General features: G+C 70.5%; 8 protein-coding genes. 4 read left to right on the top strand and 4 right to left on the bottom strand.

Going from position 1 to position 20159, the window contains the following annotated elements; all coding sequences use genetic code 11:
* Positions 1 to 11 precede the first annotated feature (11 nt).
* Genes D4739_RS03530 through D4739_RS03510 form a run of 4 tightly spaced genes read right to left on the bottom strand, consistent with a single transcriptional unit; the run spans position 12 to position 4846 of the window.
* Positions 12 to 713, bottom strand: coding sequence for a hypothetical protein (locus D4739_RS03530; RefSeq protein ID WP_120059280.1), 702 nt, complete (start codon positions 711 to 713; stop codon positions 12 to 14).
* 10 nt (positions 714 to 723) lie between these two features.
* Positions 724 to 2448: a serine/threonine-protein kinase gene (locus D4739_RS03525; protein WP_120059279.1), complete on the bottom strand. Its 1725-nt coding sequence runs from the start codon at positions 2446 to 2448 to the stop codon at positions 724 to 726.
* Entirely contained in the window at positions 2445 to 4058 is a 1614-nt protein-coding gene (locus D4739_RS03520) for an FHA domain-containing protein (protein WP_147384781.1), read from the bottom strand. The genes D4739_RS03525 and D4739_RS03520 overlap by 4 nt, the downstream gene beginning before the upstream one ends.
* On the bottom strand, positions 4055 to 4846 hold the full coding sequence (locus tag D4739_RS03510) for a PP2C family protein-serine/threonine phosphatase (protein WP_220699224.1): 792 nt from the start codon (positions 4844 to 4846) through the stop codon (positions 4055 to 4057). The genes D4739_RS03520 and D4739_RS03510 overlap by 4 nt, the downstream gene beginning before the upstream one ends.
* A gap of 106 nt (positions 4847 to 4952) precedes the next feature.
* Between D4739_RS03510 and D4739_RS03505 the strand changes: the two genes are divergently transcribed.
* The 4 genes from D4739_RS03505 (at position 4953) to D4739_RS03490 (ending at position 20158) form a co-directional block, all read left to right on the top strand.
* A complete protein-coding gene (locus D4739_RS03505; protein ID WP_147384779.1) occupies positions 4953 to 11294 on the top strand; it encodes an Ig-like domain-containing protein in 6342 nt (2113 codons plus the stop codon).
* Positions 11295 to 11538: 244 nt separating this feature from the next.
* A complete protein-coding gene (locus tag D4739_RS03500) occupies positions 11539 to 17802 on the top strand; it encodes an Ig-like domain-containing protein (RefSeq protein WP_120059275.1) in 6264 nt (2087 codons plus the stop codon).
* Between the two features lie 46 nt (positions 17803 to 17848).
* On the top strand, positions 17849 to 18817 hold the full coding sequence (locus D4739_RS03495) for an AAA family ATPase (protein WP_120059274.1): 969 nt from the start codon (positions 17849 to 17851) through the stop codon (positions 18815 to 18817).
* Positions 18818 to 18898: 81 nt separating this feature from the next.
* Positions 18899 to 20158 carry a DUF58 domain-containing protein gene (locus tag D4739_RS03490; protein ID WP_120059273.1) on the top strand — a complete coding sequence of 420 codons (1260 nt, stop codon included), beginning with the start codon at positions 18899 to 18901 and terminating at the stop codon, positions 20156 to 20158.
* Position 20159: the final 1 nt, after the last annotated feature.

The raw sequence follows: 20159 nt of genomic DNA, 5'->3' as shown, positions 1-20159 counted from the left end.
CGCAGAACGATTCAGGGTTGCGGACTGCTATCGATGCTGTCCAGCCAGACGATGTCGTCGGTCGTGACCAGCCGGGTCGCGAGGGCGTACTCGACCAGCCGGACGCGGCGGTTGCTCGCCGTGCGGCCGGTGTTGCCGACCATGCCGCGGACGCCCATCTTGGCGAGCTTCTCGCAGACGTTGTCGAGCTTGCGGTTGAACTTCGTCGTCGTCCAGCCGAGCCGCTCTGCCGCCGTCGTGGAGTGCGGGATCGCGCCTGCGCCACGGTTGCCGCGCCGCAGGATGTCCTCGGCGAGGGCCAGGATCAACAGCTTCTGATCGGGAGTGAAGGCCACCCGGCCCATCGTCGTGGTGCCGTCGCCGGGCTGCTCCTCGACTGCGCTCGCGAAGGGCGCGCCCTCCTGCTGGACCTCGAGCTCGTACGTCGTCGGGCCGGCCGTGAACCAGATGGCGCAGTCCGGGAAGACGAGCGGGATCCGGGCACCGGGGGAGAGCCAGGTCTGCACGAGACCGTGGCTGTCGGCGACGGTCGCTGCCAGGGCGGTGCCGACGTTGGAGATCCACAGCAGGTCGTCGATGAACGTGAACTCGAGGAACCGACGGTGCAGGTAGAGGTTGTCGTCGATGACGAGATCGCCCTCGCGCCCGACGCAGACCGAATTGCCCGCCGTGACCTGGTGGATCTCGCCGCAGTAGTCGACCGTCGCCTTCACGTTCTTCCCCTCACTTGGTGCAGGTCTGCCCCGGTGAGGCCGACGACTGCGAGCCGCGCCGTGCGAAGACCTGGAGGCACGTCGCTCCGTCGGGAAGTCGCTTCACCTCGATCGAGGTCTTGTCGATCTGCCGCCACGCCTCACTCACCGCGCCGTTCTTCGACGCTACCTGTACGGCGTACGTGTCGCCCTTCTGCTCGCGGTCCCACGCGAAGGTGACCGACTTGTCGCCGGACTTCTCGACGCGGACCTGCGGCGGCGACGGGAGCAGATCGCCCGCGATGACCTCGCTGCCCTCACTCGCGCCCGGTGCCTGGGTGGTTGCATCGGGATCGGGTCGCTCCCCGCCACCGCCCCGGCTGAGCATGGCGCCGATGCCGACCGCGGCGACGAGCAGGAGACCGACGACGCCGACCGCGATCCAGGTGCCGATGCCGCGCCCTTCGGTCGTCGGCTCGGTCTCCGCGGTGGGCTGGCCGGAGCGCAAGGGGCGCGCGGCTGTCGGAGCTGCGCCGGTGTTCGCGCGGGACGGTCGATGTGTGGTCGGTGCGGAGGCGCCGGGGGGCGGCGTCTGCGCGCGCGCCGGGCGGGCGGTGGTCGGAGCTGCTCCGGTGTCCGTGCGGGTGGGACGCGCCGTGGTGGGGGCGGCCCCCGTCTCGGCTCGCGCCGGTCGTCGGCTGGTGGGCGCACTGCTCTTGCCGTTCGCAGGTTGCGGCCCATCGGCCCGGATGGGCACGCGGAGCGTCGTGCGCTCGGCGCTGAGCGGCCCTCCCGGGTTCGTCTCGGGCAGGGTCGCGGTAGGCGTCGTCGACCCGGCCTCCGGGACCACCTCGGTCAGGTTCCTGCCGTCATGGCTGTGCTCGAGCACGACGATCTCGGTGCGCGCCAGGCGCAGCTCCTGCTCGACGCGCTGCAGGTGGCGGGCCAGCTCCATCGCGCTGCGCGGGCGGTGCTCCGGCTTCTTGGACATCGCCTGGGAGAGCAGTCGCTCGAGGCTGCTCGGCACATCCGCGCGCCCCGTCATCGGTGGCTTGGAGTGGACGATGCGGGTGAAGAGCGCTCGCTGCGAGTTGTCGTCGCCGGGGATGCTGAACGGCGAACGCCCGACGAGGAGGTTCCAGATCGTGGCGCCGAGGGAGTAGACGTCCGAGGCGTGCGAGCCGTTCGAGGTGCCGGTGAGCACCTCGGGCGGGGACCACGGCATCGAGACACCGACGTTGGTGTCGTCCTCCTCCGCGTCGCCCAGACGCCCGGCGATGCCGAAGTCGGTGAGGCCGGGCACGCCGTACGAGCTGATCAGGACGTTCTGGGGCTTGATGTCGCGGTGGATGATGCCGGCGCGGTGCGCGGTCTCGATTGCGCTCGCGAGCTGGATGCCCATCCGCAGCGCCTCGGCCACGGCAAGCGGCTGAGCGCGCACCTTCTCGGCAAGATCCGAGCCGGGGTAGTAGCGCATCTCGAGGTAGGGCCGGCCGTCAGCTGCCGTGCCGGCGCTCAGCACCGGGACGATGTAGGGGTGCTCGGCGAGCTCGCCCATCGTGTCCGCCTCGGCGACGAACTGGGCGCGCTGCGCCTCGTCCATCACGTCGGCCTTGAGCACCTTCACCGCCACCTTCATGCGGGGCTGCTCGCGCTCGTAGAGGTAGACGTCGGAGAACCCGCCGGAGCCCAGCTTCCGCTGGAACTGCAGGCCCGGGAGGTCGGGGCCGCGCTGCTCGTCCGGCTGGTTGCTCACGGCTTCACCTCGTAACGAAGGCTCACGACGTCCGCGAGGCCGATCTCGGCGCCGTCCTCGAGCTGGTAGTCCTCGTTGGCCCGCAGTTGTTGCGGGCTGCCGCCGGGCAGCGTCAGGGTCGTGCCGTTGGCTGCGCCGAGGTCGCGCACGATCACGTGCCATCCGTCGAGGATGATCCGCGCGTGCTGCCGGCTGATCTCGCCCGAGTCGCCGACACGCAGCAGGTGCGGGCGCTCGGTGGACTCCTCGGGTTCGTACGGCGCGCGGCCGAGGACGGCGTCCTTGTCCAGCACCAGCCGGTCGCCGTTGGCCAGGACCAGCGCGCCCAGCGCCGGGCGGGCGATCTGGCGGGGCTCCTGCTCGGGCACGGGCTCGCCGCAGACGCGACAGGTCGGCTCGTGGGCTGCCGTGGTGTGACCTGCCGGGCAGTAGACCGCAAGCACGGAAGGCCCGACCACGCCTGCCGAACCGAGCGACTTCATCAGGTCCGCCCGGGTCAGCGTGCGGGTCTCGGCCTGCTGGTCAGGTGCTGTGGCCGCCGGAGCTGCCGCGACCGGTGAGGCCACGGGCCGCGAGGCCACGGGCGGTGAGGCCACGGGTGGCGCAGCCGGAGCAGCCGGAGCGGCCGCCGGGGGAGCGGGGGCCGGCCGTGCGGGCGCGGCCTTGGGCGTGACGGGCGGGGACGGCTTCCAGTCAGCCTTCAGCCAGGGCACTCCGTCGATCAGGCCGCTCGAGGATGCGGGCGCCGGGTCGGCTGCCGCGGGCTCCTCTGCGGCCGGATCCTCCGCGCTCTCATCATCCTCGGCTGCCGCCGTCGGTGGCGCGGGCGGGAGGTCGTTGACGTTCCAGACCGCTGTCATCGACGAGGCCGGGCCGGCTCGGGGTACCTGCTCCTCGACTGTCTGAGGGACCGGCGTGTCCGGAACGGTGTCCTCATCAGGGTCCGCCGCCATCTCCGCGAGTAGCGCGTCGCGGTCGGTCGTGTCGGAGGTGAGCAGCGCTCGGAAGGTCTGAGCGCGCTGCGCGAGGGGGTCCGGCTCCGGCTCCGGCTCGGGCTCGGGCTCGGGTTCGGGCTCCGGCTCGGGGGCCGGTTCCGGGGTGGCTTCGGGCGGTGCCACAACAGATGTTGAGGCACCGGAATCGGGTGCCGCTTCCGCCGCGGAGGCACCATCGAAGCTCACGGTGACGGCGCTCGCGGGCGTCATGCCGCTGTGGAACGGCAGCTGGACGGCGGTCTCTGCGCCCGAGTCAGCGCGGAGCACGACCGTTGCGGCTCCCGACACGGTGATGTCGGTCCAGGTGCCGCCGGGCGTCGAGGAGTGGCGGGTGGTGGCGCCGTCGGCGGTGACGTCGGCGACCGCGGGATGACGTACGACGACGCGGCAGGACCCCTCGTCGTACGCGACGCTGGCGAAGGCGGGCATCGTGGCCAGGCCATCGGCCAGGAGCGACTCGATGACCGCATCGAGCGGACGTTCGGCGGCGGAGAAGGCGCCCCAGAGCTTGCCCAGGCGCGGGTCCTCGAACGTCAGGTGGACCACCATCCAGGCGTTCGCCCCGCACACGGCAACGGCGCCGCCAGGGGTGAAGCTGGTCTGTGGGGTGCTCATCGCGATTCCTCCGAGAGGTGGGCGCTACGTGGCCCGGTAGCGACCTGGGACGGATCCTCGACCGTCGCCGCCCGCGGAACCCGGACCACGACTGCTGTCACGTTGTCACGGCCGCCGGCCTCGACCGCGGCGGCAACGAGGCGGGCCGCGGCGTCACCCGTGGGCGACGAGACGCTGCCCAGCGCGGCGATCGTCGCGTCGTCGAGCTCGTTGGTCAAGCCGTCGGAGCAGACCAGGAAGACGTCGTCGGGTGCCAGCGGGAGCAGCCACACGTCCACCTCGGGAGCGGGGTCCGTGCCGAGTGAACGGGTCACGATGTTGCGCAGCGGGTGCACGCGCGCCTGCTCGTTGGTGAGGCGCCCGACATCGACGAGCTCCTGCACCTCGGAGTGGTCGTGGGTGAGCAGCGAGACGGCCGTGGCGCCCAGGCGGTAGACCCGCGAGTCCCCGACGTTGAAGACCAGCCAGTGCGGGGAGCCGAAGTAGTCGACGAGTGCGATGCCCGCAAGGGTCGTGCCCATGCCTTCGCGCTCGGCGTGCTCGCGAGCGTCGGCCACGATGCCGGCGTTGGCCTCGGCGAGCGCACGCTGGATGTCCGCGGGCACCAGGTCGGTGCGCGCTCCGAGGGCGCGGAACGGGTCAATGGCCAGTCGGCTGGCGACGTCGCCGCGGGCGTGACCGCCCATGCCGTCGGCGACCAGGGCGAGGTGTGTCGCGGCGAAGCACGCGTCCTCGTTCACCTGTCGTACCGCACCCACGTGGGAGGCGGCTCCCATCTCGAGCTGCACGGGCAATCTCCTGGTCCGAGCGGAGGTGACCTGACGGTCTCTGTCGACGTGTGACGCAGGTGACTATATGTTTACGCCCTGTTCGTAGCATCCAAGGGGGATTTGCATGCGAGCCGGGAAGACTCGGGATTTCCTGCGCCGTCGTCGTGTGACGGTCGCGTCGTGGACGGCACTGGCGACGGTGTCCGGTGTGCTGGTGGCCTATGCCGTGAACGCTGACGGCTACCCGGTCCACAGGGCCGAGCTCAACGACGGTGGCATCTGGATCACCAACCAGTCGATGGGTGCGGTCGGCCGGCAGAACGTTCCGGTGGCGCAGATCGACGGCCGCGTCTTCGACGGCACCCCGTTCGCGGCCTCTCCTGAGCTCGACGTCCTCCAGGACGGCTCCGCGGTCATCTCCGTCGACCGGGCGGGCCGCACGCTCATGCCGATCGACGTCTCGATGGCGACCGGGCTCGAGGACCAGAAGGTCACCACCGGCGGAGCCGAGCCGGTGTTCGGCGGCGGCTCGCTCGGCGTACTCGATCCCGCCGCCGGCAAGCTGTGGGCGACGGTGACTGACCCCGCGACCGGCTCGATGTCGCTCGTCGGCGTGGCCTCCTCGACGAAGCCGGTCGCCACCGTGGGAGGCCAGGCAGCAGGCGCCGCAGCCGTCGACGGCACGATCTTCGCCGCCTCCGCCGATTCGGGCGAGCTGGTCACGCTGCGCCGGCTTTCCGACGGCGTCGGGTTCGAGAAGGCGGTCAGCGGCACGCTGGGCGCGAAGCCGCCCTCGGCGCTCATGGGCATGAGCGTCGTCGGTGAGGAGCCGATGCTCATCGACGAGAAGGGCAACCTCTTCTCTGCGTCGAAGGGCCTCGGCAACCTCGGCAACGGTGCACGCCTGCAGCAGTCCGGCCCGGCGGCCGACGAGGTGCTGGTCGCAACGCCCGACTCGCTCGTGGCCGTGGCGGTCGCGGAGGGCACGCACCGCGAGGTCGCGGAGGTCGGCGCCCAGGCCGATGTCGCCGCGCCGGTGAAGCTCGCCAACGGTTGTGCGTTCGCGGCCTGGGGCTCCGGGGAGACCGGCACGCTTGTCTCAGCGTGTGGCGAGGCGAAGGCCGAGACCAAGAACTTCGCGATCGAGGACGGCGCGGAGCTCGTCTTCCGGGTCAACCGCAACCAGGTCGTGCTCAACGACCAGAAGAGCGGCATGGCCTGGACGGTCACCGGTGCCGAGCCGCAGGAGATCTCCAACTGGGAGGCGTTCCAGCCGCAGACCGAGAAGAAGGACGACTCGGACTCGCACAAGACCGAGGCGGAGACCACCCAGCCGCCGCAGGCCACGGACGACGAGCTGGGTGCGCGCACCGGCCGGACCACCGTCCTCAACGTCCTCGACAACGACCTCGTCGCGTCCGAGGGGATCCTCTCCATCGTCGGGCTGAAGGGCCTCAACCGCGAGGGTGTCGAGATCAGGATCGCTCCGGACCGGCAGTCGCTGCTGGCCACGGTTGCCGACGGGGTCAGGGGATCGGTCAACTTTCGCTACACCATCGACGACGGCACCCAGGGCAAGACCTCGCAGGACGACGGCGAAGTCACCCTCCAGGTCAAGAGCGACGGGGGGAGCGGCAAGCCGGAGCTGCGGCTCAACCCGCGCACCCGTGAGTACTACGTCGCAGCGGGCAGCGTCATCGAGGTCGCGGCCACGCCGGACTGGCGCGATCACGACTACGGCGACCCGATCGTCGTGGAAGCGGTGAGGTCCAGTGGGGATGCCAAGGTCAGCACCACGGCGCTCGGCCTGATCCGCTTCGAGGCGCCCGTGGGCACCCGGGGCGGGTCACAGAAGGTCAGCTACTCCGTCACCACCGGTGGCGCGACGACCGACGGCTCGTTCCGGGTGATCGTCATCCCCGCGGGCACGCGCACCGAGCCCGCCCAGGCCGAGCCGGACGTCGTGTCCGGTGAGGTGGATGGCACCATCACCGTCCGCCCGCTCGACAACGACGTCCCCGGCGCCGACGCCTCCGATGCCGGGGCAAAGCTCTCACTCGGCGGCCGCGTGGCTCCGGTGGGCGGCCTCGAGGTCGAGACCGACCTCGAGTCCGGCGAGGTGAGCGTCAAGGGGCAGCGCGCGGGCACCTTCTTCCTCGACTACAAGGCGGGGTTCGGGGCTGCCGACCGGGCCGCCGGCCGGATCCGCGTCGACATCAGCCCCGCGACGCCCGAGGGCGAGAAGCCGGTGGCGACTCCGGACGTGACCGCGGTCCACGGCGTCTCACCGATCACGGTCGACGTGCTCGCCAACGACTACGACCCGCGCGGTCGCATGCTCATGGTGCAGAACGCGAAGCCGTCGGGGGAGGACAGCCAGCTGGAGGTGGCCGTGATCGACGGGCGTTGGGTCCGCGTCAACGCCACCGACGGCGAGATGACGCCGAAGAGCCAGTCGGTCGAGTACACGATCAGCAACGGCAGCTCGACGGCCACTGGGTCCATCAACGTCACCCAGCGCCCGGCGCTGGAGGGCACGCCCAACGCTCCGATCGCCCAGGCCGACCGCATCACCGTGCGCGCGGGCGACACCGTGGCCGCACCGGTTCTCGACAACGACGCCACACCGTCGGGCGACCCGGTCGGCCTCGTGCTCGACCCGTCGGTGGAGCCGATCGGTGAACTGCGGGTCCTGCCCATGGTCGGCACGGCGTACGTCGCTGGCCGCCAGGTCCGCTTCGTCGCGCCCGAGAAGGTCGACGGCCCCGTCGACGTCGACGTCCAGTACGTCGTGGAGAACACCGGCGACCCGACCGCCGAGACCTCGATCGGCACCTTGAAGGTGCACATCACGCCGCCCCCGTCGAAGACCAACCCCAACCTCGCGCCCACCCCGCGCGCGCTGGAGGGCCGCACGGTCCAGGGCGACCTGCTCACCCTCAAGCTCCCCTACGTCGGCTCCGATCCTGACGGTGACTCCGTCGCAGTCACGGGGGTGGCCACCGCACCGAAGCTCGGCCGCATCCTGGCCTTCGGTGCCAACTCCCTGACCTACCAGGCCTACCCCGATGTCCAGGGCACCGACGAGTTCACCTACACCGTCACCGACCCCTACGGCGCCACGGCGACCGGGCAGGTCCGCGTCGGGGTGGTCGAGGCGGGCGCGCCGCAGGCCCCGCTGGCCATCGACGACACCTACCTGGCCGACCCCGACCGGGTGGTCGATGTCGACGCGGTGGCCAACGACCTGCGCACCCCTGGCACCAGGGTCCGGATCCTGCCGCTGGAGCAGGCGCCGGAAGGCGTGAAGCTCAGGTCCGCGAGCGGTCCGGTCAGCGTGGACGCCCCCGAGCACGGCAGCAGCAAGCGGGTCGTCTACACGATCAGCAACGGCCTGGCCGAGTCGCGGGGCGTCGTGACGATCAAGGGTCGCGACGGCTACAACAACCCGCCGATCACGTCCGACCTCTACGCGACCCCGAAGGCGGGGGCCGCGACCGTCGAGGTCGACGTGCTCGCCGGTGTCCACGACGTCGACGGTCCGGAGAACGCCCTGGAGCTCGATGCTGTCACCGGTGTGGAGACCTCCGCGGAGGGTGTCGGGGCGAAGATCAAGGGTGGCAAGGTGATCGTGCCGATCACCGATGTGGCCCAGGTCCTTGCCTACCGCGTGCTCGACGGGGACGGGGCGGCTGCCGCCGCGGCGATCTATGTGCCGGCGCGACCCACGGGTGCGCCGTACCTGAAGCCGGATGCGGAGATCCAGCTGGACCCCGGCAGCACCAAGGAGGTCGACCTCACCGACCTCGTCGAGGACCCCGAGGGCGACGACGTCGTGATCACGACCGTCGACACCCTCAGCGCGTCGCCGGTGGACCGGCTCTCCGTGAAGGGCGCCGACAAGGACACGCTCGCCGTCACCGCGACCAAGAGCGAGGGCCCCGGCTCGATCGTCTTCGAGGTCTCCGACCGGGCAAAGCTCTCCGACCCCGAGGCCCACACGGCCTACATCTCCGTCCCGGTCCAGGTGGGCAAGCAGAGCCCCGTCATCAACTGTCCGACCGTGCCGCTCGACGTCCCCGAGGGCGGCGTCAGCAGGACCGTCGACGTCGCCTCGGTCTGTCACGTGTGGACGGCCGATCCCGCTGACGCTCGCGACCTCGAGTTCACGGCCGAGTGGGAGAAGGACCTCACCGGGGTCGATGTCTCGGCTGGGCGCACGGGCATCACGCTGGTGGCCGACGCCGATGCGCGCCGCGGCGAGCACGGCTCGCTCGCGATCGGTGCGAAGGGATTCGAGGCCAGCGGCACGCTGCTGGTCCGCGTGGTCGCCCTTCCGGCGCCGAAGCTGGCACCGATCAAGCTCGACACCGAGGCCGGCAAGGCGGTCACCGTCGATGTCGACCAGTACCTCAGCTCGCCGCTTCCGGCGGAGACCCGTGAAGCGAAGGTGATGAGTGTGACGCCGGCCGGTGCCGGGGCCTCGGCCACCGACACCTACGAGGGCTCGAAGCTCACGTTCACGCCCAAGCCCGACACCGACGGTGTCATGCGCTACCGCATCGAGGTCTCCGATGTCGGCGGCAGCGCGACGAGTGGTCGCCCGACGGCCGTCGGCGACGTCGTACTCGCCGTCGTGGCGCGCCCCGACGCCCCGACGAACCTGGTCGCCGGGCAGGAGATGCTCTCCAACACGGTCGCGCTGACCTGGCGCACCCCGGACAACAACGGCCTGCGCATCGACGGCTACGAGGTCGCCTACAGCGGCCCGAGCAGCGGCACCTTCCGGTGTGCCGGATCGCCGTGCCGCGTGACCGGGCTGAAGAACGGCGAGCCCTACACGTTCAAGGTCCGCGCCCACAACGCCACCCAGCAGAACGGCGGCTGGTCCGAGTACAGCAACACCACGCAGGCCACCCCCGATGCGTTCACCGGCCCGGTCAACGGCCTGCGTGTGGTCCTCCAGCGTGACAACGCAGTGCACATCGCCTGGGAGCCGCCGTCGCCGTGTGACTGCAGCGACGTGCAGAAGTACCGGATCTCCTGGCCGGGTGGCGGTGTCCGTGACATCAGTCCGGGTGCGCGTTCCTTCACTGCAACGCCTGCGCCCAACGGGGACAACATCACGATCTCGGTGGTCCCGCTGAACAAGAAGGGCGTGCAGGAGAGCACCGGACCCGTCACCACCGTCACCGGCACGGGCGCCGGCAAGCCGGCCACGCCTGCCACTCCCAACCTGTCCCCGACCAACCGCGACGGCAACGCAGCGAAGGCGATCACCGTGTCGTGGAGCGCCGTGGGCGCGAACGGCCCGGGCCCGGTCTCCTATCAGGTGCAGCGCACGGGCGGCGCCGGCCCGAAGCTCGTCTGCACCTGGACGACGGCGACCTCGTGCGCCGACGACGTCACCAATGACGGCACCGTCTACACGTATCAGGTGCAGGCCAAGAACGCCGAGGCCGACTCCGAGCGCGAGCGGGTCGCCGGAGGCTCCGCTCAGCACATCTCGGACTGGTCGAACGGCAGCCAGATCGAGGCCTCGGCCCCGCCGAACCCGATCCGGATCACCTCGCTCACTCCCACGGGCGCCAACTCCACCGCGCGGCTCGCCTTCGACGTGGGTGCTTCCCACGGCAAGACCAACATCGTGAGCTGCACGATCGACGGCGGATCGTGCGGCCCGAGCTGGCCCAGGACCTACCCGATCTCCGGAGCCTCCGGTCAGGTCGTGATCATCACCGGCGGATCCAACGGCAGCACCTCGACCGTCATCCTGCGCGCCTGCAACGGCGGCACGGCCAACATCTGTGTCACCGACCAGGCCGGCGTCGTCACCTACGGCCCGATCGGCAACGTCTCGATCAACGCCACTCCGGACTCGCCGGCCCAGGGCGACCGCACCACCAACTGGTCGATCGACGTGAGCCCCAACGGGGCTCCCGTCCACTGGACGGTCCGCAGCTCCGTCAACGGGGTCATCGCCCAGGGCACCAGCGGCAACGGCGCCTTCTCCCGCTCCGGTGGCGAGACCCTCGGCTACAGCACCTCGGTGACCTACACCGTCACCGTCACCGACGCGAGTGGCAACGGCCGCGCTGGCAAGCAGGACTCCAACGGAGCCCGCACCGGCTCCGCCCCGCCGCCCCCGCCGCCCCCGCCGCCACCGGGTGGTGGCGGCAGTGGTGCCTACCTGACCATGGCGGACTCGCACTCGACATGTGCCGCGGATGACTACGAGTGCCAGCGGTGGAACCGCTGCTATGAGCCGGCATGTTGGAGTGTCACCGTCACCGGTCACAACCTGCCTGCGCCCACGAACTGCACGGCTTCGGGACCTGCCGTCACCACGAGGTCCTTCAGCCTGGGCAACAACACGGTATGGATTTCTGCTCTCCGCGCGTCGCCCGGAGAGAGGTACTCGGTTTCGTGTGCCAACGGGCTCAGCTCAAGCATCACGGTGGGTTAGGTGTGCACGCTTCGGCCCGGCGGATTCCGGACGGAGGGGTTCTGCCCAGGGACGGCTCCGTGAGAGGTCGGTGGGTAGTCCTACCCATGGACAGGGCCCGGCTGCTGGGCGAAGGTGGGGATCGTTCTGACCGCCCCTGTCGACGTGTGACGCAGGTGACTATATGTTTACGCCAAGTTCGTAGCATCCAAGGGGGAATTGCGTGCGGGCCGGAAAGACTCGGGATTTCCTGCGCCGTCATCGTGTGACGGTTGCGTCGTGGACGGCACTGGCGACGGTGTCCGGTGTGCTGGTGGCCTATGCCGTGAACGCTGACGGCTACCCGGTCCACAAGGCCGAGCTCAACGACGGTGGCATCTGGATCACCAACCAGTCGATGGGTGCGGTCGGCCGGCAGAACGTCCCGGTGGCGCAGATCGACGGCCGCGTCTTCGACGGCACCCCGTTCACCGCCTCTCCCGAGCTCGACGTCCTCCAGGACGGCTCCGCGGTCATCTCCGTCGACAAGGCGGGCCACACGCTCATGCCGATCGACGTCTCGATGGCGACCGGGCTCGAGGACCAGAAGGTCAGCGTCGGCGGCACTGCCGTCTTCGGCGGCGGCTCCCTCGGTGTGGTCGCTCCCGACACCGGCAAGCTCTGGGCGACCGAGGTCGACCCGGAGACCGGCGTCGCCTCGCTGGCCGACCTCGTCTCCTCCAGCAAGCCGCTCGCCACCGTCGGCGGTGGGACCGTCGGCGCTGCCGGCCTCGACGGCACCGTGTACGCCGCGTCCACGGACTCCGGCGAGACCGTCACCCTCCGCAGGGCAGCAGGTGGCCCCGGCTTCGAGAAGCCCGCGACGGGCGAGATCGGGGTCAAGCCAGCCGGAGCTCTCACGGGCATGACCGTCGTCGGCGACGTACCCGTGATGATCGACGAGAAGGGCAACCTCCTCGCGTCGTCCGCAAACCTCGGCAACGTCGGCGCGGGAGCCGCCCTCCAGCAGTCCGGTCCGCAGGCGGACGAGGTCCTGGTGGCGACCCCCGAGTCGCTCGTCGCCGTCGCCGTCCAGGGCGGCAAGAAGCGTGAGGTCGCCGACGTCGGCGCCCAGGGCGGCGTCGCCGCACCTGTCACGCTTCCCAACGGTTGCGCGTTCGCGGCCTGGGGCTCCGGGGAGACCGGCACGCTTGTCTCAGCGTGTGGCGAGGCGAAGGCCGAGACCAAGAACTTCGCGATCGAGGACGGCGCGGAGCTCGTCTTCCGGGTCAACCGCAACCAGGTCGTGCTCAACGACCAGCGCAGCGGCATGGCCTGGACGGTCACTGGTGCCGAGCCGCAGGAGATCTCCAACTGGGAGGCGTTCCAGCCGCAGACCGAGAAGAAGGACGACTCGGACTCGCACAAGACCGAGGCGGAGACCACCCAGCCGCCGCAGGCCACGGACGACGAGCTGGGTGCGCGCACCGGCCGGACCACTGTCCTCAACGTCCTCGACAACGACCTGATCGCGTCCGAGGGGATCCTCTCGATCGTCGGCATCAAGGGTGTCAACCGCGAGGACGTGCAGATCCAGATCGCTCCGGACCGGCAGTCGCTCCTCGCGACGGTCGCCCCCGGCGCCCGCGGCGCCACCGGCACCGCCAAGTTCCGCTACACGATCGACGACGGCACGGCGAAGAAGACCTCGCAGGACGACGGTGAGGTGACCCTCAACCTGCGGGCCGACGGTGCCAGCGGCAAACCCGAACCGAGGAAGAACGCCAAGGTCCGCGAGTACTTCGTCGCTGCCGGTGGCGTCATCGAGCTGGCCGTGACACCTGAGTGGCGTGACTACGACTACGGCGACCCGATCGTCGTCGAGTCCGTGAAGACCAGCGGGGACGCCGAGGTCAGCACCACGGCGCTCGGCCTGATCCGCTTCGAGGCTCCGGTCGGCAGCAAGGGCGGCCTCCAGACCGTGAGCTACTCCGTGACCACCGGTGGCGCCGCGGTCAACGGCACCGTCAAGGTCCACGTGATCCCCGCCGGCACCCGCACCGAGGCCGCACAGCCCGAGCCGGACGTGGTGTCCGGTGAGGTCGGTGGCGTGATCACGGTGCGTCCGCTCGACAACGACATCCCTGGCGCTGACGGCTCCGACTCCGGTGCGAAGCTCACGATCGCCGGCCGGGTGGCACCCGTCGGAGGCCTCGACGTCGAGACCGACCTCGAGTCCGGCAAGGTGATCATCAAGGGCAGCAAGCCGGGCACCTACCTGCTCAACTACCGGGCTGGCTTCGGCGCGGCGAACCGCGCGGACGGCCAGATCCGCGTGGACATCAGCCCGGCGACGCCCGAGGGCGAGAAGCCGGTGGCGACTCCGGACGTGACCGCGGTCCACGGCGTCTCGCCGGTCACGGTCGACGTGCTGGCCAACGACTTCGACCCGCGCGGTCGCATGCTCGTCGTGCAGAACGCGAAGCCGTCGGGGGAGGACAGCCAGCTGGAGGTGGCTGTCATCGACGGTCGTTGGGTCCGCGTGAACGCCACCGACGGCGAGATGACGCCGAAGAGCCAGTCGGTCGAGTACACGATCAGCAACGGCAGTGCGACCGCGACCGGGTCCATCAACGTCACCCAGCGCGACGCCCTGTCCGGTGCCGCCAACGCCCCCATCGCGCAGATGGACCGGATCAGCGTCCGCGCCGGCGACACCGCGGCGGCACCGGTTCTCGACAATGACGCCACGCCGTCCGGCGACCCCGTGGGCCTCGTCCTCGACCCGTCGATCGAGCCGATCGGTGAGCTGCGCGTGCTGCCGGCCGTCGGCACGGCGTACGTCGCTGGCCGCCAGGTCCGCTTCGTCGCGCCCGAGAAGGTCGACGGCCCCGTCGACGTCGATGTGCAGTACGTCGTGGAGAACACCGGCGACCCGACCGCCGAGACCTCGATCGGCACCTTGAAGGTGCACATCACGCCGCCCCCGTCGAAGACCAACCCCAACCTCGCGCCGACCCCGCGCGCGCTGGAGGGCCGCACGGTCCAGGGCGATCTGCTCACGCTCAAGCTGCCCGCGGTCGGTTCCGACCCTGACGGTGACTCGGTGGCCGTGACCGGCGTCGCGACGGCCCCGAAGCTCGGCCGCATCCTGGCCTTCGGTGCCAACTCGCTGACCTACCAGGCCTACCCGGACGCGCAGGGCACCGATGAGTTCACCTACACCGTCACCGACCCCTACGGCGCCACGGCGACCGGGCAGGTCCGGGTCGGGGTCGTCCAGGCCGGTGCCCCGCAGGCACCACTCGCGATCAACGACACCTACTTCGCCGACCCCGACCGCACCGTCGACGTGGACGCGGTTGCCAACGACCTGCGCACCCCCGGCACGCAGGTCCGGATCCTGCCGCTGGAAGGCGCACCCGAGGGGGTGAAGCTCCAGTCGAGCACCGGCCCGATCAGCGTGGACGCCCCCGACCACGGCGCGAGCCGCCGCACGACGTACACGATCAGCAATGGCCTCGACGAGTCCCGCGGCGTCGTGACGATCAAGGGTCGCGACGGCTACAACAACCCGCCGATCACGTCCGACCTCTACGCGACGCCGGAGGCCGGTGCCACCACCGTCGAAGTCGACGTACTGGCCGGCGTCCACGACGTCGACGGGCCCGAGAACGACCTGAAGCTCGATGCCGTCACCGGGGTCGAGACCTCCGCGGAGGGTGTCGGCGCGAAGATCAAGGGCGGCAAGGTGATCGTCCCGATCACCGGCGTGGCCCAGGTCCTTGCCTACCGCGTGCTCGACGGGGACGGGGCAGCCGCCGCCGCGGCGATCTACGTGCCTGCCAAGCCGACCGGAGCGCCGTACCTCAAGCCGGACGCCGAGATCCACATGGATCCGGGCAGCACCAAGGAGGTCGACCTCACCGACCTCGTTGAGGACCCCGAGGGCGACGCGGTTGTCCTGACCACCGTCGACGCACTCAGTGCCTCGCCGCTCGACCGGCTTGCGGTGAAGGGCAGCGACAAGGACACGCTCGCCGTCACCGCGACCAAGAGCGAGGGCCCCGGCTCCATCGTCTTCGAGGTCTCCGACCGGGCAAAGCTCTCCGACCCCGAGGCCCACACGGCCTACATCTCCGTCCCGGTCCACGTCGGTGAGAAGAAGCCGGTCATCAACTGCCCGACGCAGCCCGTCGACGTTCCCGAAGGTGGCGTCAGCAAGACGATCGACATCGCCTCGGTCTGCCATGTCTGGACGGCCGACCCGCGCGAAGCGCAGAAGCTCGACTTCTCGGCTGACTGGAAGCAAGCCATCAACGGCGTGGATGTCTCGACCGATGGCGGCGGCGTCCAGCTCGTGGCCGATGGCGACGCGCGCCGGGGAGACGTCGGCACACTCGCGATCGGTGCGGACGGCTTCGAGGCGACCGGCGAGCTGCTCGTGCGCGTCGTCGCCCTTCCGGCGCCGAAGCTGGCACCGATCAAGCTCGACACCGAGGCCGGCAAGCCGGTCAGCGTCGATGTCGACCAGTACCTCAACTCGCCATTGCCGCCCAGCAGCCGCGAGACGAAGGTCCTCAGCGCGACCGCGGCCGGCGGAGCCTCCGCGGCAACCACCCTCGAGGGCTCGAAGATCACCTTCACGCCCAAGCCCGACACCGACGGTGTCATGCGCTACCGCATCGAGGTCTCCGATGTCGGCGGCAGCGCGACGAGTGGTCGCCCGACGGCCGTCGGCGACGTCGTACTCGCCGTCGTGGCGCGCCCCGACGCCCCGACGAACCTGGTTGCCGGGCAGGAGATGCTCTCCAACACGGTCGCGCTGACCTGGCGCACCCCGGACAACAACGGCCTGCGCATCGACGGCTACGAGGTCGCCTACAGCGGCCCGACGAACGGCACCTTCCGCTGTGCGGGATCGCCCTGTCGCGTCACGAATCTCAAGAACGGCGAGCCCTACACGTTCAAGGTCCGCGCCCACAACGCCACCCAGCAGAACGGCGGATGGTCCGAGTACAGCAACACCACGCAGGCCACCCCCGACGCCTTCACCGGCCCGGTCGGCAACCTCCGCGTCGTGCTGCAGCGCGACAACGCGGTCCAGATCGCGTGGGACGCCCCGGCCCCCTGTGACTGCAGCGACGTGCAGAAGTACCGCGTCTCCTACGCCGGTGGCGGCGTCCAGGACGTTGCGCCCGGCACGCGCACCTTCACGGCGCGGCCAGGAGTGAATGGCGAGAACGTCACCATCTCCGTGGTGCCGCTCAACAAGAAGGGCATCCAGGAGAACAGCGGACCGGTCACCACCGTCACCGGCATGGGAGCCGGGAAGCCGGCGGCCCCGAGCGCCCCCAACCTGTCCCCGACCAACCGGCCCGGCAACGCGACGAAGGCGATCACCGTGTCGTGGGGCGCCGTCGGTGCCAACGGCCCGGGCCCTGCGTCGTACCAGGTGCAGCGGTCGGGTGGAGGCTCCGGGACGACGGTTGTGTGCGCCTGGACGACGGCGACCTCGTGCGCCGACGAGGTCACCAATGACGGCACCGTCTACACGTATCAGGTGCAGGCCAAGAACGCCGAGGCCGACTCCGAGCGCGAGCGGGTCGCCGGCGGCTCCGCTCAGCACATCTCGGACTGGTCCGGCGGTAGCCAGATCGAGGCCTCGGCCCCGCCGGACCCGATCGTGATCCAGTCCCTCACCCCGACCGGCGCCGACGGCACTGCCCGGATCGTCTTCGACGTGGGTGCCTCGCACGGCAAGACCAACACCGTCACCTGCACGAGCTCGGCCGGCGGCTGCGGCAGCTGGACGTTCGCGAACGGAGGCGCCTCGGGGCAGACCCGGACCATCACCGGCCTGCCCGACGGCAGCAGCTCGACGGTCACCCTGCGCGCGTGCAACGGCGGCACGGCCAACCTCTGCGTCTCCGACCAGGCCCAGGTCGTCACCTACGGACCGATCGGCGCCGTGTCGATCAACGCGACGCCCGACGCCCCGGCTGCGGGTGACCGGAGCACCAACTGGTCGATCAACATCGACCCGAATGGCAAGGCGGTCACCTACGTGGTGCTGCGCAACGGCACCCAGATCGCCAACGGCACCACCGGCACCGGATCGTTCAGCCGGAGCGGCTCGGAGAACCTGCCGAGCTACTCCACGACGTACACCTACACGGTGCGCGTGAGCGACACGGCGGGCAGCAGCCGCGCGGGCAAGCAGGACTCCGACACCGCCCGCACCGGCTCGGAACCGAACCCGTCGGTCTGGGCGACCAAGGGCGACAGCTGCTCCGGCAGCAGCTGCACCGGCGCGACGATCCCGTGTGGAGCGACGGCCACCTGCTACTTCATCGTCTCCAACGCGAACAACTTCGTGGGAGGCGTGAGCTGCCGGGTCTACAACGAGGGCGGGTCCCCGTTCGAGACGGGCGCGTGGACGCAGCGGGACGGCTCGCACCGGACCACCGTGTGGGTCGGGCCGAACATCCGGTGGTACATCGGGTGCGCCAACGGAGCGAACTCGCCGGTTTACGAGTGGGACAACTAGCAGCCCTCATGACGACGTACATCTCTCGACACCTCCAGGAGAACCGATGACCCTCACCACCGACCAGGCCCAGTGGTTCAGCCAGACCTTCGACCGCATGGCCGACAACATCGAGAAGGCGGTCCTCGGCAAGCGCCACGTGGTCAAGCTCGCGCTGACCTGCCTCCTGGCCGAGGGCCACCTCCTCCTGGAGGACTTCCCCGGCACCGGCAAGACCCAGATGGCGCGCGCGCTGGCCAACACCGTCCAGGGCTCCAACTCGCGCATCCAGTTCACGCCGGACCTGCTGCCCTCCGACGTGACCGGCGTGACGGTCTACGACCAGAAGCGTGGCGCGTTCGAGTTCCACCCAGGTCCGATCTTCCACACGATCGTCCTCGCTGACGAGATCAACCGTGCCTCGCCGAAGACGCAGTCGGCCCTGCTCGAGGTCATGGAGGAGGGCCGCGTGACCGTCGACGGCACGACCCACTCGGTCGGTCGCCCGTTCATGGTCATCGGCACCCAGAACCCGATCGAGCAGGCCGGCACCTACCGCCTGCCCGAGGCGCAGCTGGACCGCTTCCTGATGAAGACGTCGGTGGGCTACCCCGACGAGAGCTCGACCGTCGACATCCTGCTCAACGCCGGCACCCGCGACCGAGCGGCTCTGGTCGAGCCGATCATCACCGCGGCCACCGTCGCGCAGATGAGCGAGCTCGGCGGCCAGGTCCACGTCGACCCGGCGATCGTCCGCTACGTCTCGCAGCTCGCCGAGGAGTCGCGTCGCCACCCGCACGTGAAGCTCGGCCTGTCGGTCCGCGGCTGCCTCGCCTACGTCCGCACCGCCAAGGTGTGGGCGCTCGCTGACGGTCGCGACCACCTGATCCCCGACGACATCAAGGACCTCGCGGTCCCCGTCCTGTGCCACCGACTCCTGCTCGACGCCGAGGCGCAGTTCAACGGCGTCACCGTCGAGCAGGTCATCAGCCAGCTTCTCGACGACGTGGCACCGCCCAGCGAGCGGGTCGCCTGAGTCGTGGCTGGTCGACGAGTGGGGAAGCGGGCGGCGCCACGGGTGGGGTCACCCGCGGGTGGCGGCCGCCGGTCAGCGGCGATGGCAGGCAGTGCCGCCGCCGCTGTGGGCGACGTGCTGCGGCGCGTTCCGCCCGTCGTACGCCGCGGGCGTGAGCGTGCCGGTGAGCTTGCGGCACCGGTTGCTGACCGGGTCAAGCCCGCGTGGGCGACGCTGACCCCGGCTGCCCGTTCGCTGCTCGTCGTCGCGCTCGTCGCCTGGGTTGCTGCGGCACGGGGCGGCTGGGCCGAGATGGCCATCGTCGCCGCCGGCATCCTGGTCCTCCTCGCCCTGGCCGCGCTCTTCATGATCGGCCACACCAACCTCGCGGTGAAGATGATCACCGAGCCGCCGCGGGTCACCGTGGGGGAGCCGGTGACCGGCGAGGTCGAGGTGACCAACAAGGCGAAGACCCCGCTCCTGCCCGTGCGGCTGGAGCTGCCCGTCGGGGCCGGCGGTGTCGCCTTCGACCTGCCTGCACTCCGCCCCGGCAGCGTCCACTCCGAGCTCTTCGTCGTGCCGACCCAGCGCCGCGGCGTCATCCAGGTCGGCCCGGTGACCACCGGCCGTGGCGACCCGATCGGCCTGTTCCGCCGCGAGGTCACCTGGACCGACGTGACCGAGATCTTCGTGCACCCCGCCATCACGCCGCTCGAGCCGCTCGGTGCCGGCCTGATCCGTGACCTCGAGGGCAACGTCTCCGAGCACACCTCCCAGAGCGACCTGGCGTTCCACGCGCTGCGCGAGTACACGCCGGGTGACGACCTGCGGCACATCCACTGGCGCTCGTCGGCACGCCACGGCCAGCTCCTGGTGCGCCAGTTCCTCGACACCCGCCGCTCACACATCCAGGTCATCGTGGACGCCGACCCGGCGTCGTACCGCGACCCGGAGGACTTCGAGCTGGCGATCAGCGCGGCCGCCTCGCTGCTGGTGCGCGCGATCATGGACGGCTTCGACGCGACCTTCCTCTGCGGCGAGCACGCGATGACCCGAGGCACGGGCCGCTCGGCGCTCGACTCCTGCTCCCGGGCTGAGCTGACCGGCGAGGCCCTGGCAGAGGTGTCCGGTCGTGGCGCGCGACTCGCCCCCGACACCAGCCTGGTCTGCTTCGTGACCGGCCCCCACGCGCCGTTCACGACCCTCAAGCGCTCGGCGTCGCACTTCCCGATCGAGGTGGGCGAGATCGCGATGATCGTCGACTCCACCGCATCCGCATCGCTCAAGGCGGTGTCGGACCTTCCGCTGCTCACCCTCGGCAAGCTCTCCGAGCTTCCCGGCCTGCTCAAGTGGGGGCTGTGAC

The sequence above is a fragment of the Nocardioides cavernaquae genome, assembly GCF_003600895.1.
Classification (GTDB): Bacteria; Actinomycetota; Actinomycetes; order Propionibacteriales; family Nocardioidaceae; genus Nocardioides; species Nocardioides cavernaquae.
Note: the sequence above shows the minus strand (reverse complement) of the source record. Positions and strands in the feature narration are given on the sequence as shown.